Source organism: Pasteurella oralis (assembly GCF_002850605.1).
Taxonomy (GTDB): domain Bacteria; phylum Pseudomonadota; class Gammaproteobacteria; order Enterobacterales; family Pasteurellaceae; genus Pasteurella; species Pasteurella oralis.
Genome location: NZ_NXGB01000011.1, coordinates 1 through 15,438 on the forward strand (window position 1 = coordinate 1; position 15,438 = coordinate 15,438).

The following is a 15,438-nucleotide window of genomic DNA, read 5'->3' on the forward strand; positions in this document are numbered from 1 at the left end:
TTAAATCTTTATTATGTGTTCAATAAGCCTAATCTATTTAACAGTGGTATAAGCAACATCAATATTCTTTCGACTTAATTAACTAATTAACCACAACTCATTAATTACAAATGCTCAAACCTTGTCCAAAAACCAATAAAAATTTACTATTTTTTCGATCTAAATCACAAAATTTTCAATAATTTATAATATTTTTTCTAAATAAAATGAAGATATGTTATAACTTGCCGCGCTCGAGGTTATGAGCTTATAAACACGCAATTGTCAGTAGTATAACTATAAGGAAGAGTTAATTATGACGAAAACAGAAAAAGAAACATTAAAAATTCGGGAAACCTTAAGCGAGCTTATTGGAGAAGTCACCGCAAAAAGCCTCTTTGCGAGTTATGGATTATTCCACCAGAAAATAATGTTTGGTTTATATCAAAATAACGTGTTCTATTTGAAGGCTGAAGGGAAACTAGCCTTATTTTTAGAATCAAAGGGAGCGGCTAGTTACCTTGCCAAACAACCTCCTTCAACACTCAATATTTCTAGTTATTACCGTCTTCCAAAAGAAATCACTTCAAACAAAGATCTCTATAAACAAATTCTAGAACAATCCCTTCAACAAATTAGGAGTCAAAAACTAGCTGAAGCGCTAGCAAAGAAAAATCGTATTAAAGAACTCCCTAATCTCTCTATTAAACACGAAAGAATGCTAGAAAAAGTAGCCGTTTATAATGTTGATATGTTTCAAACATTAGGCGCTAAAAATGCCTATATTCGGCTCAAAAAGAAAGGAATTACTGCAGATATCGGCATATTTTGGGCATTCTATGCAGCATTAGAAAATAAAAATATTAATTTAATTACAGCAACAGAAAAACAAAATGTATTAGCTCGCTTAAATTTAGCTTTGGCAGAAGCAGGGTTAAGGCAAGTGAAGTAAAAATCCACCTTTATACAAGGAGGCTAATTGACGCCCCATAGGGGCGTTTCTAAATTCTGACTCTCAGAATCTGAATTTTACATAGCAGATAGCTTTAACTGCTTATCTTCCAATTCGTGTTTCTCTTGATATTTCACATATCTCCTTAATCATTTCTGCATCAACACCTACGGTCTTCTACGCAGTAATTTCTCGCCCCCAAATAATTACCACACAATTTATATTTTCTTAAATACGGAAATTTATTGAACAATCTTATACCTGTTCTACCTTTTAAATGCCTTATTACTTTCGAGACCGACAATTTTGGCAGGATTTTTACTAACAAGTTAGCATGATCTACTTGGACGTTCAATTCTACTATTCCTATTTTTAATTGCTCGCATAATATCCTTAGCTGAACATGGACGTCTCTACCTACTTTATCTTTATAAAATCCTGAAACGACATTTCAGTATTCAAACTAAATGATATTGACAATGCCAAATGACATGCGATGATTTCTTAAGTCGACTCATAGTTTGTCTTTATGTTGGTTATAGGGATAGCTTTCGAAGGATTTTCAATGAGTCGGTTTATTTAGACAAAGTCTTTAAAGACGATAGCCACTTTCATAAAAGGTAGCTTTTAGTTAACAATAAAAATACGGGCTGTTTAATATAAACAGCCCGTATTGATTTTAAGATTAATAATAAGAATGCTCACCACGTTGATGTTCAGTGATATCTTTAGCACCTTTTAATTCATTTGGGAATAAACTTAATAATTGTTTCTCGATACCATCTTTTAACGTGACATCGACCATCGAGCAACCGTTACAACCACCACCAAATTGTAAAATAGCATAACCATCATCTGTAATTTCAATTAAAATGATACGTCCACCATGGCTTGCAAGCTGAGGATTGATTTGCGTTTGAATAACATATTCAACACGTTCAATTAAGGGAGCGTCATCTGCTACTTTACGCATTTTTGCATTTGGTGCTTTTAAAGTTAATTGTGCCCCCAGCTCTTCTGTCACATAATCAATTTCAGCATCTTCTAAAAAAGGCAAACTAATTTCATCAATAAATGCAGAAAATGAAGCATATTTCATTTCCGTATCTGTTGCTTCTACTGCATTTGGTGGGCAATAAGAAACACCACATTCCGCATTTGGCGAACCTGGGTTAACGACGAAAATTCGAATATTGGTTCCTTCCTCTTGCTGATCAAGTAAGCGACGAAAATGCGCTTGGGCAGCTTCAGAAATCATAATTTGTTGCATAAATTATCCTAAAAAAATGTGAATACTTGAGTAAGATTGTCAAGAATGATACTCCTAGATTGTTTTTTTTTCCACCTTTTACAGCAATAAATCTTTACTTACGTTTTTGCAAGTCCCCAGACTTGGATCTGCTCAATACCCGCTTGGCGTAAGACCTTAACAATCTCATTTAATGTTGAACCTGTCGTAATCACATCATCAAGTAGAGCAACGGATTTATAAGCATGCTGTTGATATTTAGGATTAATCCGAAAAGCATTACGTAAGTTTTTACGACGTTCGTTAGCACTTAACCCACGCTGAGTATGAGTATATTTTACACGTTGTAATAAATATTCGTCACAAGGAATTTGTAACCAGTTAGCGATACACCGAGCCATTAAACTAGATTGATTATAACCACGTTGCCAATGACGAAAACGATATAAAGGCACAGGCAAGATCACTTCTGGTAAAACAAGCGCATGTGTTCGTCGTGCATCATGCACTGCGAGTAATAAAAGGCGCGCTAAAGTGCGGTCTAAAAAGAACGCATTTTGAAATTTGAAACGGTGAATTAAAGACGATAGGAGATCAACATAACGCCCAATAATTACTATGCGATCCCAACTCGTCTTATCGTGTAAACAGTGACCACAATATAAGGCATTCTGCGTTAACTCCATGCCACAATGTCCACAATAAGCAAAACGTCTAATTTGTTTATTACAACGACAACACAATCCATGCTGTGCAATTGCTAATTTTTGTTGACAATGAACACAGCGAAAACTAAGCCAATTCATGTTATTCCCTTATTTTAATGTATGTCATGTATTCAAGATTAAAATAAAGGAAAATTTGATGCAGGATTAACTGACTTTTTTACGAATAGGATCGCAAAACTAAATTTTATTTAATCAATCAGTTTTGCTGCTTTTAAGAAAGAATAGATACCCTCTTCTTCAATATGTAATGTCACATGATCTGCGGCAACTTTGACTTGTTGATGAGCATTCCCCATTGCAACACCCACACCAGCCATAGTGAGCATTTCAATATCATTCAGACCATCACCAAAAGCCATAACATTTTGCATAGTAAAACCAAAATGCTGAATAGCAGCCGCAATACCACTCGCTTTTGAAATATGCTCATCGAATAAATCAACAGAATGCTCATGCCAACGAACTGCCTGCAAATCTTTTAGCACACCAGAACGATTAACTAATTCATCTTCAGGCTGATCATAAAAAGCTAGGATTTGGAAAACATCATGCTGTTTAAAATAATCTTTATTGACATAATAATGTCCTTTTAAAGGATCTAATGCACTACGTACTTTATCTGTAATTGCAGAAACACAAGTATCTGTTGGTGAAATTTGCGCATATTCAATTTGATGTTGGGTAAAAAAATCGGCTAGTTGTTGGATCTTTTGTTTTGAAAGTGGATTCCTTTCTAAGGTTGTGCCTTGATAGCTTACATATTGACCATTCATCGTCACGAATAAATCCATTTGTGTTTGCTGAATTAATTGTTTAATTTTAGGCGGGAAATTGCTTGGTGTGCGTCCAGTTGCAATAGCGGGGATAATCCCATTTGCTCTTAATTTTTGAATAGCTGAAACCGTCGTTTCAGGTAAATAATCTTTATCTTTTACTAATAAGGTTTCATCAATATCAAAAAATACGATTTTAATTTGCTCACGATAATTAGGAATTGTCATAACAGACCTTTCATTGAGATTTAATGGTGCACAGATTGTAGCACTATTTTGTCTATTTCAGCGAAAATAACATCAATTTTGACCGCACTTTTAATCAAAAAGCCACTGTCTGAAATCAACAAGTGGCTTTTTACAAAGTGGTGTTAACTAAACATCATAAGTCGTTGATGCTGTATCACCGCCACGACCAGTCCAATTAGTGTGGAAAAATTCACCACGTGGTTTATCAGTACGCTCATAAGTATGCGCACCAAAATAATCACGTTGTGCTTGTAACAGGTTCGCTGGTAAACGCGCACTAGTGTAGCTATCTAAGAAAGTGATCGCTGATGCCATACAAGGCATTGGAATGCCAACTTCAATTGATTTTGCCACTACTTGACGCCATTCGCCTAAACTATCCTCTAAAATACCTTTAAAGTAAGCATCTGAACCTAAGAAAATTAAATCTGGATCTGCCTCATAAGCATCTCGAATATTACCTAAGAAACGGCTGCGAATGATACAACCTTCACGCCATAAGAGTGCAGTATTACCATAGTTAATATTCCAACCAAAATTTTCCGACGCTTCACGGATTAACATGAAACCTTGTGCATAAGAAATAATTTTAGACGCTAACAAAGCCTTGCGTACTGCTTCAATCCATCCTTTCTTATTACCTTCGACTTTACCCACTGTTTTATTAAATAATTGAGAAGCTTCTACACGTTGATCTTTAAATGAAGACACGCAACGAGCAAACACGGATTCGGTGATTAATGTTAATGGAATACCAAAATCTAATGCGTTGATACCTGTCCATTTACCTGTCCCTTTCTGACCCGCCGTATCTAAAATTTTGTCTACTAAACGTGTACCATCTTCATCTTTATAGCCTAAGATATCTGCAGTGATATCAATTAAATAACTATCTAATTCTGTGTTACGCCATTCATTGAAGGTTGCTTGCAGCTCATCATCGGATAACCCAACACCTTCTTTTAAGAATTGATATGCTTCGCAAATCAATTGCATATCACCATATTCAATACCATTGTGTACCATTTTTACAAAATGACCTGCACCATCACGTCCAACCCAATCGCAGCAAGCTTCACCTTTATCAGTTTTCGCCGAAATTGCTTGTAAAATAGGTTTAACATGTTCCCATGCTGACTCATCACCACCTGGCATAATAGAAGGTCCGAGACGTGCGCCTTCTTCACCACCAGATACACCCGTACCAATAAAGCGAATCCCTTTTTCACGTAAATATGCCACACGACGATTGGTGTCTGGGTAGTTGGTATTGCCACCATCAATGATGATATCACCTGCTTCTAAATGTGGTAATAATGCGTCAATGAACTGATCTACTACATCACCTGCACGTACCATCAGCATAACTTTGCGTGGTTTTTCCAATTTTCTCGCTAAGTCTTCCAACGAGTAAGCGCCAATAATATTGGTCCCTTTCGCCGCACCTTGTAAAAACTCGTCTACCTTTGATGTAGTACGGTTGTATGCTACCACTTTAAAACCATGGTCATTCATATTCAGAATTAAATTCTGCCCCATTACCGCTAAACCGATAACGCCGATGTCGCCTTTTACTGACATATTTTGCTCCTGTGTTAACTTTTATTCATTGTTATGGATATGTATGCGTCTAAATTTGCTGAAATAGACAATTCAGTCTAATTCTTTCAATTTATTATTCCAATCGCCCATATCTTTACATGTTGCTCTATATTCTATTTAAAATACATTGAGTATTCGTGCCAATTATCAGGAACTCATGACATTTCTTACTCAGCTCCCGCACGACTTCTTATGTGCTCTTATTCAAAACTTTTCAAAAACTGACCGCACTTTTACAACAACTGTGCCGCATCCTTATCCAAATACCACTCCGTCACCCCATTTTTCGCTTTAATCTTGGCGGCTGGGTAAGGTAAATCTTTAGCATCTGTAGTCTGAATTTCTTTCAGAATTTCTGCCTTGCTGCTGCCTGTCACCAAGTAAGTCACACGTTTTGCTTGTTCAATGAGTTTTGCCGTTTTTGAAATACGCAGTTGCCCCGTTTCTGGATGTTGTGCAATAACCGCCAAATTTGGATCATCAAAATTGGTTTGCTGTGGAAATAAGGAGGCGGTGTGTCCATCTGTTCCCATACCTAAAATAATCCAATCAAAAACTTGCTCTGGAACGACCGTACTTAACTCTTGCACAAAGCGTTTAAGTTCTGTTTCTACGGGTGCTTCACCACGAATGCGGTGAATGTTTTGTGCTGGAATTTGAATATGATCGAACAATAACTTTTGTACTTCACCATAATTACTTTCTGGATCAGTTGGCACCACCATACGATCATCGCCCCACCAAAAATGTAAATTTTGCCACTGAATTTCGTTGTTATAAGGCGCTTGTGCTAAAGTTTTGAACAATAATTTTGGTGTCGAACCCCCAGATAACGAAATATGCACAGGACGACCTTCAAGACTGTACGCTAAAAATTCTTGTGCAATGTTTTCCACTGCATGTTGGGCATTATCAAAAATAACGGTATTCATGTTGTATCCTAAGTAGTTTTGATTTATCCCCTCTCAATGAGAAAGGGGGATTATTCAACAATTACACTTTCTTTTTCATTAATCCGCTTGGTTTACGCCAAACCCGACCTGTTTTAGCGATTAATTTATCGGCTTCTGTCGGTCCCCAAGTGCCGGATTCATACTCATACAAACGTCCATTTTTCGCTTTGTATTCCAAAATTGGCTCCACAAATTTCCAGCACGCATGTACTGCGTCAGTACGTGCAAATAAGGTCGCATCACCTTTCATTGAATCTAATAATAAGCGCTCATAAGCGGTTAATAAACTTGGCGAAGCAAGATCAGCATAACGGAAATCCATCGACACTTCTTTTGCCTCAAAGCCTGCACCTGGCTTTTTCAAGCCGAAACGCATAGAAATCCCTTCATCTGGCTGGATACGAATAATCAGTTTATTTTCTGGCGCTTTTTGGCTAAAGACAGGGTGCGGCGTCGTTTTAAAATGAATCACAATTTCTGTCACTCGTGCAGGTAAACGTTTACCAGTACGCACATAGAATGGTACGCCAGCCCAACGCCAGTTATCAATTTCACAACGCACGGCCATATAGGTTTCGGTATTTGAATCAGCAGGTACACCTCTTTCCTGCAAATAACCTTTGACTTCTTCGCCGCCTACAATACCAGCAGCATATTGTCCTAACACCAAGTTATTTTTGAGATCATCATCACTTAATGGATGTAAACAGTGTAATACTTTCGCGACTTCATCACGCATTGAATCGGCGTTGATAATCGCAGGTGGCTCCATCGCAACCATCGCAAGGACTTGTAATAAGTGATTTTGGAACATATCACGCATTGCTCCAGAACCATCATAATAACCACCGCGATCTTCTACCCCAATGGATTCTGCGCCTGTGATTTCAATATAATCAATAAAATTACGATTCCACAGTGGCTCAAATAACCCATTTGAAAAACGCAGTACAAGTAAGTTTTGTACCGTTTCTTTACCCAAATAATGGTCAATACGATAAATTTGGTGCTCATCAAAGAAACGGTGAATTTGGATATCCAACTCTTTTGCTGTACGAATATCATAACCAAATGGTTTTTCGACAATGAGACGCTTCCAACCAAATTCTTCGGTATTTAAACCATGTGCAGCTAAACATTCTGGAATAATGCCATACAAACTTGGTGGTGTAGATAAATAATACAGCGTATTACCACAAGTTTGATATTTATCATGTAATTCATCTAAACGTGGAATTAATTTGCCATAGTCTGCGGCATCTGAAGTGTTAATAGCTTGATAATAAAGGTGTTGGCAGAATTGCTCTAAAGTTTCACCATTCGCGCCTTCGCTTTTCATTAACGCTTGGCGCATTTTTTCACGGAAACTGTCATTATCTAAATCCGTTCTTGCCACGCCTAATACAGAGAAATGTTCAGTCAAACGACCGATTTTATATAAGTTATACAGTGCAGGAATGAGCTTACGATAAGTTAAATCCCCTGATGCACCAAAAATAACGATACAATTGTTATCTGCTTCGATTTTCATTTTTATCCTAAAATTATTTTGTTAAAAAATTGATCTAATATGTAACATATTATAACAAATTGCCAAGAGTCCTTATGCATTAAATTGGAAGATTTTATGCCAATCAAATGCCGAATTTGCCACCATCACAAAATTGGGATTGGTAAAATGTGCTTTTTGATTATAAGTTAACGGTTGGAAGTCAAAATCAAATACTTGCCCACCGATCTCCGCCAATAAAACTTCTGCTGGTGCGGTATCCCATTCGCCCGTCGAACCAAAGCGCACATAGCAATCACAAGTACCATCAGCAACTAAACCACTTTTTAAGCCGCATGAACCATAAATCAAAAATTCATATTGATAATTTGGGTTTAACAATGGCTGTACTTTTCGTTGCGTACTTTCAGCTCCTACTCCAATTTTAATAGCACGCTTATGAGGAGAACATTGACTTGCAAGTTTAATGATATCATCGCCGACTTTTTTGTAAGCACCAACCCCCTGCATTGCATAATAAATGGTCTTTAAAATTGGCACATAAATAATCCCTAACACGGGTTGCTGTTTCTGGACTAAGGTAATCAAAATAGCGAAATGATCTGTGCGATTAATAAATTGCTGCGTACCATCTAAAGGGTCAATTAACCAATATTCATCCCACTGGCGACGTTCTGCAAAAGGTATTTTGCACTGTTCTTCAGATAAAATCGGCACATGTGGCGTCAATGCGGTTAACTTTTCGATCAAAAATTGGCTTAAACATAAATCCACTTCAGTGACGGGCGTATTATCTAATTTATGTTCAACATTGACCGCACTTTCTTTGAATTTTTGATAAAAGTCGACTAAATACTTTCCCGCTTGATAACTAATATTGAGCGTCTCATCTAATAACGTTGGGGAAAGTGTTAACATAAGAATATCCTTTTAAACTATTGATTATTAGTTGAAAGCAACAACGTTTTTGACTAAAGGTTTGTGATTAAAGCATCGCTGATGGAAGAATGCGAACATTGAGCAATGTAAACGGTTGCTTAAAAATAGAAAAACAGGCTACCAAATATCTTGGCAGCCTGCAACTTAATCAATACTAAAATAAATGTCTTTATCACAGACAAGTTTAATTCGTATTCATTCCTCAATGACTAAAATTTATAGCCTATAGAGAAACGCACTGCATCATTATTATATGACACTGTTTCAACAACATTTGGAGAAACATTTTGTACTTGTGTTGTAGAGTAATATTTTAATTTTGATTTCGTATGATGATACGACAACTCTACTAAAATATTGTTATATTCAGCGCCAATACCTGCACCATAATACGCACCATTTGCTGATGATGTACGAGTAACACTATTAAATGGTATAAAAGGTCCTATAAATGAGCCACTCTGTATTTGGGCATTATGTTCATGCGATGAACGAATTTTATTAAAAGAATAACCCAAATCACTTTTTACATAAAAAGTGAAAGCGGGGTGAATATTAAAATTATATTTCCCCGTAAAATAAATAGGAATGGAAGAATAGCGTGGCATTTTATACTTATCAATAGCATTATATCCATTATTACCGTTAGACAATTTTTTAAAACCCTTCGATTCGTTATAAAATCCCTTACGATAAATATAACCAGCGCCACCACCCACTTCGAATTCTGGGGTAAGATTATAAGTCAGTTCTAAAAAAGCACTAGGTGAAAATGTATTTTTCTTTGTAGGTGTATTCAGCGCCCACGGACTGGGAGAAGCGGATTCAAAACGAGAAGTTAAGTCAATACCGACTTTACCATACACATTAACATTAGTACTAAATGCCATTACATTACTTGTTGCTAAAACTAAGACTCCTAAATATATTTTTTTCATAAAAGCTCCATTTTATATAAAAAAAGGAACTATAATCTAACGTTAAACGAACATAAAATCAACAATACAATTTAAATTATGTTTTTATTTTTAACTGATTAATTGCCTCTTTATTAAAGAAATAATGCGTTCCACAGCATTCACATTGCATATCAATCGTGCCATTATGTTCAGCCAATACATCATCAATTTCATCATCTGAAATTAACAGTAGAGCTGCTCCTGAACGTTCTTGCGAACAACCACAAAAAAAGGTGATAGATTGTGCAGGAAAAAGCTGAACAGTTTCTTCATGATACAAGCGATATAACAATTGTTCTGCACTTAAACCAAATATTTCCTCATCTTTTACTGTTGCCGTAAGGGTCGCTAAGTGATCAAAATCTTCTGCTGTACCTGAACCATCTGGCATAATCTGCAATAACATACCTGCCGCAACAGGCTTACCTTGGTATTCACTCACTCGAATAATAAGCTGTGTTTGCAATTGTTCAGAACGGACAAAATAATCTTCTAAACATTCAGTAATCGTTGGCTTATCAAGGGCAATCACACCTTGATAACGTTCTCCATCAGTTGGGGCAATTGTAATCACTAATACGCCTTTACCTACTAACTGTACCAAACTCATCTCGCCCCGCACTTCAGATTGTAAACGAGCTAAAGCGCGAATCTGCTGTTGATCATTCCCATTGACTAACGCCAACTTTAATGGACCATCACCTTGCACTTGTACAGTAATATCGCCTTCAAATTTCAACGTTGCGGTTAATAAACTAGTTGCAACCATCATTTCACCCAATAAATTTTGGATAACTTGTGGATATTGATGCGTATTCAATGTATCAGTGAAGGTTTGATTTAAACGAACCCATTCACCGCGCACTGCACGATGTTGGAATAAATAGCGATAAAGTTTGTCATTGTCAGTTTGATATGTCATTAAGTTTCCTTTTTAACCCGTTTGCTAGTAAACGAGCTATTAATGTATATAATTTGCTAAAACATCTATATAGTATTGATTGATACAATTACAAGTGATCTTGCTGTTTAAACTTCAACAAGTCACGGCGTTCTTTCTTATTTGGACGGCGATCAGGATGAGGCATAGTCAATGCATGAATTTTACGTGCAATTGCCATTTTGGCTCTCTGCTCTATACTTTTTTCTGTTTCTTGGTATAGAAGCTGTGCTTCTAGTGCACCACGTCGTTGAGTCGAAAGCGCCACTACTTCGACTTCTTTTTCTTCATTGCCTTGCCGTAGCTTAATCACACCACCAATCTCAACCGTTTTATTTGGTTTAGTACGCTGACCATTATAGTGTACTTTACCACCATCAATCATTTCTTTTGCAATCGTGCGAGTTTTGTAAAAACGTGCAGCCCAGAGCCATTTATCCAAACGTACATCTTCTTGCTCTTGCTGTTTCTTCTCTTTTGCCATATTGCCCTGTTACTCCACTAAAGTGCGGTAGTTTTTTACCGAAAAATGTCGCTCAAACTGTTTATGTGGCAAGGTACTATCTGGATTTTCTACTCCAACCGTATAAGCAATCCCAAACTGTTTGGCACTGTCTAATACCTGTTCAGTATCATCAATAAATAGCGTACGAGTTGGGTCAAAATAATGCTGCTGTTGTAATTTCTGCCACAAGGCTTGTTCAATTTTAGGCGCACCAAATTGATGACTAGACAGTAATAGATCAAAGTGCGGTGCAAAATCACAAAATTTTAACTTCATTTCTAAACTAAATAGGTTACTGTCCGTTAATAACATCACTTGTTTCCCCATCTGCCGCACCGCTTGCAAAAAGGGCGCTACATCAGAGCGCACTTTTAATGTCGGTCCATGAGATTGATATAACTCACGTAATGGCAAACTTAATTGATCAGCCCAAAAATCTAAACAATACCAATCTTTGCTATGCTCAATCGCGTCATAACGCTGTTTCAACGATTGGCGACTTTGTTCAACACAAATCCCCCATTTTTCGGCATAAGCCTGCGGCACAAGCTGTTTCCAAAAGTAATGATCAAAATAAAGATCAATCAAAGTCCCATCTAAATCTAAAATCACGGTTTCAATTTGTTGCCAATTCATCGCTAACATCATGCTGCCTTTTCTTTTTGTCACAAGCGGTTTATGGTATCGTTATTCCCTAATTTTGTAAAATTGAGCCGTTTGGCACGAGGTAAACATGCACCAAAAACCCCAAATTCTGGCAATTTCTGTGGCTGCCAAATCACGTCTTTTTGAGATTCAAGCCGTAGATCTTAAATTTGCCAATGGTGTTCAGCGCACTTATGAACGTTTTAAACCAAGTAGCCGATGTGCTGTGATGGTCTTACCCATAGAGCAAGATACGCTATTAATGGTGCGTGAATATGCAGTAGGTACCGAGCGCTACGAACTCGGTTTTCCGAAAGGCTTAATGGATCCCAATGAAACCCCTGAACAAAGCGCTAACCGTGAATTAAAAGAAGAAATTGGTTTAGGGGCAAAACAGCTTATCCATTTACGCACGGTGAATACCTCACCAAGCCATATGAACAACCCAATGCATATCTTTGTCGCTTATGATTTTTACCCTTGTAAATTGGAAGGTGACGAACCCGAACCGCTAGAATTAGTCCGTGTCCCACTCAACCAACTTGAACAATTATTACAAAATCCTGATTTTTGTGAAGCACATAACCTGGTTGCATTATATTGCTTACGAGACTTTCTCAAAAAATATAATGTTGCAAAAATTTAATATATTGATCTTATTAAAAACAATGAAAACCTCTTATTTTTCAAAATCAAAGTAATTGCAAATCAGATCTTATTTCAAATCAAAATAGCATTAAAAAACACGCTTTAATAGATTGTTTTTCTAACAATCATAAGTATAATTTTCAGCCGGTTATATACAAAAATGGAGTTTAAAATGAAAAAAATCATGTTAGGAATGCTTGTATTCGCAACAAGTAATGCAATGGCACTAGGTCATAATTTTAATTTGTATGGAAAAATGGGCGTAGATCTCGTTTCTCGTTTTGACCGCATTGCCATTACAAGGAATGAAACTCAAGCACCCAAAAAAACAGCACACTTCTCACCGAGCTTCTTTGCAGAAATCACCTATAATGCGACACCTAAAACAGAACTCGGATTCGGTTTAGGGTATGTTTATCGTAAACATTACGACTATAAAGTTGCACAAAAAACTAATAGTGGCAACAATGCGTTAATTGATGTTATTGAGGAATATCCTGTAAATCGTTATTTCTCAATTCCACTTTACTTTCTTGTGAAGCACAACTTTCAGATTCAACAAAATTTACACTCCTATATCAAGGTTGATTTTGGTCATGCATTTAACAAAATCAAGTCCAATATGACATTAATTGAGCATAACGATTATATAGGTAATGGAAAATACCATACAACTCAACATAACATTTCTCTGAATGTAGAAAATGGTAACTATTATGGCGTAGGATTCGGCATTGAATATAAAAATATGCTTGCCGAACTTGCCTATACGCATACTGATTCACACTTGACTTATTCATCTAAATTAATTCGAGGGGAAGCAAAATATAACAACGATAGTCTTCGTTTCTCAGTAGGTTATCGATTCTAACTTGCTTATCTGAAAACCGTTCTATCACAGGACGGTTTTTTCTTTGATATAAATCATAGAATAATAAAAATTTTCAGTAATTTTTCAAAATTTTGATCAACCTAACAGTTTTTAGGTAGAAAGTTGATTAGAATGTTTTCATTATTTTTTAACTTTAAAACTTAACTCTATGAGGTGATGTATGACAGACTTAAACAAAGTAATCAGCGAACTTGGTGCACTTGGTATCCATGACGTAAAAGAAATTGTTTATAACCCAACTTATGAGCAACTTTTTGAGGAAGAAACCAAACCAGGTTTAGAAGGTTACGAAAAAGGTATCGTAACGCAATCAGGTGCAGTTGCGGTTGATACAGGTATCTTTACTGGTCGTTCGCCAAAAGATAAATATATCGTGCTTGATGATAAAACTAAAGATACAGTTTGGTGGACAAGCGATGCGGCGAAAAACGATAACAAACCAATGACACAAGACACTTGGACAAGCTTAAAAGGTTTAGTAACAGAACAACTTTCTGGCAAACGTCTATTTGTTATCGACGCTTTCTGTGGTGCAAACGCAGACACACGTTTATCAGTACGTATTGTGACAGAAGTTGCATGGCAAGCCCACTTCGTGAAAAACATGTTCATTCGCCCAACTGAAGCAGAATTAGTCGGCTTCAAACCAGATTTCGTAGTAATGAATGGTTCAAAAGTCACTAACCCGAACTGGAAAGAGCAAGGCTTAAATTCTGAAAACTTCGTTGCATTCAACTTAACTGAAGGTATTCAATTAATCGGTGGTACTTGGTACGGCGGTGAAATGAAAAAAGGTATGTTCTCAATGATGAACTACTTCTTACCATTAAAAGGCATCGCATCAATGCACTGTTCAGCCAACGTGGGTGAAAAAGGCGATGTCGCTGTCTTCTTCGGTTTATCAGGTACAGGTAAAACCACACTTTCAACGGATCCAAAACGTCAATTAATCGGTGACGATGAGCATGGTTGGGACGATGATGGCGTATTCAACTATGAAGGTGGTTGCTATGCGAAAACAATTAAACTTTCGCCAGAAAACGAACCAGATATCTATAAAGCCATCAAACGTGATGCCTTATTAGAAAACGTAGTGGTACGTGCAGATGGTTCTGTTGATTATGATGATGGTTCAAAAACAGAAAATACTCGTGTTTCTTACCCAATCTATCATATCGATAACATCGTCACACCAGTATCAAAAGCAGGTCATGCGAAGAAAGTGATTTTCTTAACTGCTGACGCATTCGGTGTATTACCACCAGTGTCTAAATTGACACCAGAACAAACCAAATACTACTTCTTATCTGGTTTCACAGCGAAATTAGCAGGTACTGAGCGTGGTATCACAGAACCGACACCAACTTTCTCAGCGTGTTTTGGTGCCGCATTCTTATCACTTCACCCAACACAATATGCTGAAGTGTTAGTAAAACGTATGGAAGCGGCAGGTGCTGAAGCCTACTTAGTGAACACAGGTTGGAACGGTACAGGTAAACGTATTTCAATCAAAGATACTCGCGGTATCATCGATGCTATCTTAGATGGTTCAATCGAAAAAGCAGAAATGGGTAAATTACCAATCTTTGATTTAGCGATCCCAACTGCATTACCAGGTGTTGACCCTGCTATCTTAGATCCACGTGATACTTATGCAGATAAAGCACAATGGCAAGCAAAAGCAGAAGATCTCGCAGGTCGTTTCGTGAAAAACTTCGAAAAATACACCACTAACGATGAAGGTAAAGCATTAGTGGCAGCAGGTCCAAAAGCGTAATCAAATGCCTTAATATTTAAATGACTAAACAGCTCGGTGTAAATCGAGCTGTTTTTTTGTATATTAAAACTTTCTAAAAAGTGACCGCACTTGAGTTAAAAGTGCGGTCACTTTTTTCAATATTTTCTCACAAACAAG

Annotated in this window: 15 protein-coding genes and 1 pseudogene; 4 read left to right on the plus strand and 12 right to left on the minus strand. The window is 36.9% G+C overall.

Annotated features, from left to right (window positions below):
• Positions 1 to 295: 295 nt before the first annotated feature.
• Positions 296 to 931 carry a TfoX/Sxy family DNA transformation protein gene (locus tag C0975_RS10670; protein WP_101776362.1) on the plus strand — a complete coding sequence of 212 codons (636 nt, stop codon included), beginning with the start codon at positions 296 to 298 and terminating at the stop codon, positions 929 to 931.
• 77 nt (positions 932 to 1,008) lie between these two features.
• Here the strand turns inward: C0975_RS10670 and tnpA are convergent.
• The 12 genes and pseudogenes from tnpA to yrfG all read right to left on the minus strand — a co-directional run bounded on the left by tnpA (position 1,009) and on the right by yrfG (position 11,983).
• A pseudogene (tnpA, locus tag C0975_RS10675) lies at positions 1,009 to 1,389 on the minus strand (IS200/IS605 family transposase).
• A gap of 227 nt (positions 1,390 to 1,616) precedes the next feature.
• Positions 1,617 to 2,201, minus strand: a complete 585-nt coding sequence (nfuA, locus tag C0975_RS10680) for a Fe-S biogenesis protein NfuA (protein ID WP_101776363.1) — start codon at positions 2,199 to 2,201, stop codon at positions 1,617 to 1,619.
• A gap of 98 nt (positions 2,202 to 2,299) precedes the next feature.
• Positions 2,300 to 2,986, minus strand: coding sequence for an amidophosphoribosyltransferase (locus tag C0975_RS10685; protein ID WP_101776364.1), 687 nt, complete (start codon positions 2,984 to 2,986; stop codon positions 2,300 to 2,302).
• A gap of 110 nt (positions 2,987 to 3,096) precedes the next feature.
• A complete protein-coding gene (locus tag C0975_RS10690; protein ID WP_101776365.1) occupies positions 3,097 to 3,909 on the minus strand; it encodes a Cof-type HAD-IIB family hydrolase in 813 nt (270 codons plus the stop codon).
• A 147-nt stretch (positions 3,910 to 4,056) separates the two neighbouring features.
• On the minus strand, positions 4,057 to 5,511 hold the full coding sequence (gene gnd, locus C0975_RS10695; protein WP_101776366.1) for a decarboxylating NADP(+)-dependent phosphogluconate dehydrogenase: 1,455 nt from the start codon (positions 5,509 to 5,511) through the stop codon (positions 4,057 to 4,059).
• Between the two features lie 254 nt (positions 5,512 to 5,765).
• Entirely contained in the window at positions 5,766 to 6,464 is a 699-nt protein-coding gene (gene pgl, locus C0975_RS10700) for a 6-phosphogluconolactonase (protein ID WP_101776367.1), read from the minus strand.
• Between the two features lie 61 nt (positions 6,465 to 6,525).
• A complete protein-coding gene (gene zwf, locus C0975_RS10705) occupies positions 6,526 to 8,016 on the minus strand; it encodes a glucose-6-phosphate dehydrogenase (protein WP_174674061.1) in 1,491 nt (496 codons plus the stop codon).
• Positions 8,017 to 8,088: 72 nt separating this feature from the next.
• Complete coding sequence (gene cysQ / locus C0975_RS10710) at positions 8,089 to 8,913, minus strand: 3'(2'),5'-bisphosphate nucleotidase CysQ (RefSeq protein WP_101776368.1); 825 nt, start codon at positions 8,911 to 8,913, stop codon at positions 8,089 to 8,091.
• A 230-nt stretch (positions 8,914 to 9,143) separates the two neighbouring features.
• On the minus strand, positions 9,144 to 9,872 hold the full coding sequence (locus tag C0975_RS10715; protein WP_101776369.1) for an outer membrane beta-barrel protein: 729 nt from the start codon (positions 9,870 to 9,872) through the stop codon (positions 9,144 to 9,146).
• 76 nt (positions 9,873 to 9,948) lie between these two features.
• Complete coding sequence (gene hslO, locus C0975_RS10720; protein ID WP_101776370.1) at positions 9,949 to 10,815, minus strand: Hsp33 family molecular chaperone HslO; 867 nt, start codon at positions 10,813 to 10,815, stop codon at positions 9,949 to 9,951.
• Positions 10,816 to 10,903: 88 nt separating this feature from the next.
• Positions 10,904 to 11,317, minus strand: a complete 414-nt coding sequence (hslR, locus tag C0975_RS10725; RefSeq protein WP_101776371.1) for a ribosome-associated heat shock protein Hsp15 — start codon at positions 11,315 to 11,317, stop codon at positions 10,904 to 10,906.
• A 9-nt stretch (positions 11,318 to 11,326) separates the two neighbouring features.
• Positions 11,327 to 11,983: a GMP/IMP nucleotidase gene (gene yrfG, locus C0975_RS10730; protein WP_101776372.1), complete on the minus strand. Its 657-nt coding sequence runs from the start codon at positions 11,981 to 11,983 to the stop codon at positions 11,327 to 11,329.
• Positions 11,984 to 12,071: 88 nt separating this feature from the next.
• Here yrfG and nudE point away from each other — a divergent pair, with 88 nt between their 5' ends.
• From nudE to pckA, 3 genes are all read left to right on the plus strand, one after another.
• Positions 12,072 to 12,629, plus strand: coding sequence for an ADP compounds hydrolase NudE (nudE, locus tag C0975_RS10735; protein ID WP_101776373.1), 558 nt, complete (start codon positions 12,072 to 12,074; stop codon positions 12,627 to 12,629).
• 174 nt (positions 12,630 to 12,803) lie between these two features.
• Positions 12,804 to 13,502 (plus strand): outer membrane beta-barrel protein, encoded by a 699-nt coding sequence (locus C0975_RS10740; RefSeq protein ID WP_101776374.1) that lies wholly within the window; start codon positions 12,804 to 12,806, stop codon positions 13,500 to 13,502.
• Between the two features lie 181 nt (positions 13,503 to 13,683).
• On the plus strand, positions 13,684 to 15,300 hold the full coding sequence (pckA, locus tag C0975_RS10745; RefSeq protein WP_101776375.1) for a phosphoenolpyruvate carboxykinase (ATP): 1,617 nt from the start codon (positions 13,684 to 13,686) through the stop codon (positions 15,298 to 15,300).
• Positions 15,301 to 15,438: the final 138 nt, after the last annotated feature.

What these genes read in the sequence shown, in the direction of transcription:
- hslO (WP_101776370.1), bottom strand. Translation starts at nt 10,815, where the DNA reads ATGACATATCAAACTGACAATGACAAACTTTATCGCTATTTATTCCAA.
- C0975_RS10690 (WP_101776365.1), bottom strand. Translation starts at nt 3,909, where the DNA reads ATGACAATTCCTAATTATCGTGAGCAAATTAAAATCGTATTTTTTGAT.
- C0975_RS10715 (WP_101776369.1), bottom strand. Translation starts at nt 9,872, where the DNA reads ATGAAAAAAATATATTTAGGAGTCTTAGTTTTAGCAACAAGTAATGTA.
- nfuA (WP_101776363.1), bottom strand. Translation starts at nt 2,201, where the DNA reads ATGCAACAAATTATGATTTCTGAAGCTGCCCAAGCGCATTTTCGTCGC.
- cysQ (WP_101776368.1), bottom strand. Translation starts at nt 8,913, where the DNA reads ATGTTAACACTTTCCCCAACGTTATTAGATGAGACGCTCAATATTAGT.
- C0975_RS10685 (WP_101776364.1), bottom strand. Translation starts at nt 2,986, where the DNA reads ATGAATTGGCTTAGTTTTCGCTGTGTTCATTGTCAACAAAAATTAGCA.
- pgl (WP_101776367.1), bottom strand. Translation starts at nt 6,464, where the DNA reads ATGAATACCGTTATTTTTGATAATGCCCAACATGCAGTGGAAAACATT.
- pckA (WP_101776375.1), top strand. Translation starts at nt 13,684, where the DNA reads ATGACAGACTTAAACAAAGTAATCAGCGAACTTGGTGCACTTGGTATC.
- hslR (WP_101776371.1), bottom strand. Translation starts at nt 11,317, where the DNA reads ATGGCAAAAGAGAAGAAACAGCAAGAGCAAGAAGATGTACGTTTGGAT.
- nudE (WP_101776373.1), top strand. Translation starts at nt 12,072, where the DNA reads ATGCACCAAAAACCCCAAATTCTGGCAATTTCTGTGGCTGCCAAATCA.
- gnd (WP_101776366.1), bottom strand. Translation starts at nt 5,511, where the DNA reads ATGTCAGTAAAAGGCGACATCGGCGTTATCGGTTTAGCGGTAATGGGG.
- yrfG (WP_101776372.1), bottom strand. Translation starts at nt 11,983, where the DNA reads ATGTTAGCGATGAATTGGCAACAAATTGAAACCGTGATTTTAGATTTA.
- C0975_RS10670 (WP_101776362.1), top strand. Translation starts at nt 296, where the DNA reads ATGACGAAAACAGAAAAAGAAACATTAAAAATTCGGGAAACCTTAAGC.
- C0975_RS10740 (WP_101776374.1), top strand. Translation starts at nt 12,804, where the DNA reads ATGAAAAAAATCATGTTAGGAATGCTTGTATTCGCAACAAGTAATGCA.
- zwf (WP_174674061.1), bottom strand. Translation starts at nt 8,016, where the DNA reads ATGAAAATCGAAGCAGATAACAATTGTATCGTTATTTTTGGTGCATCA.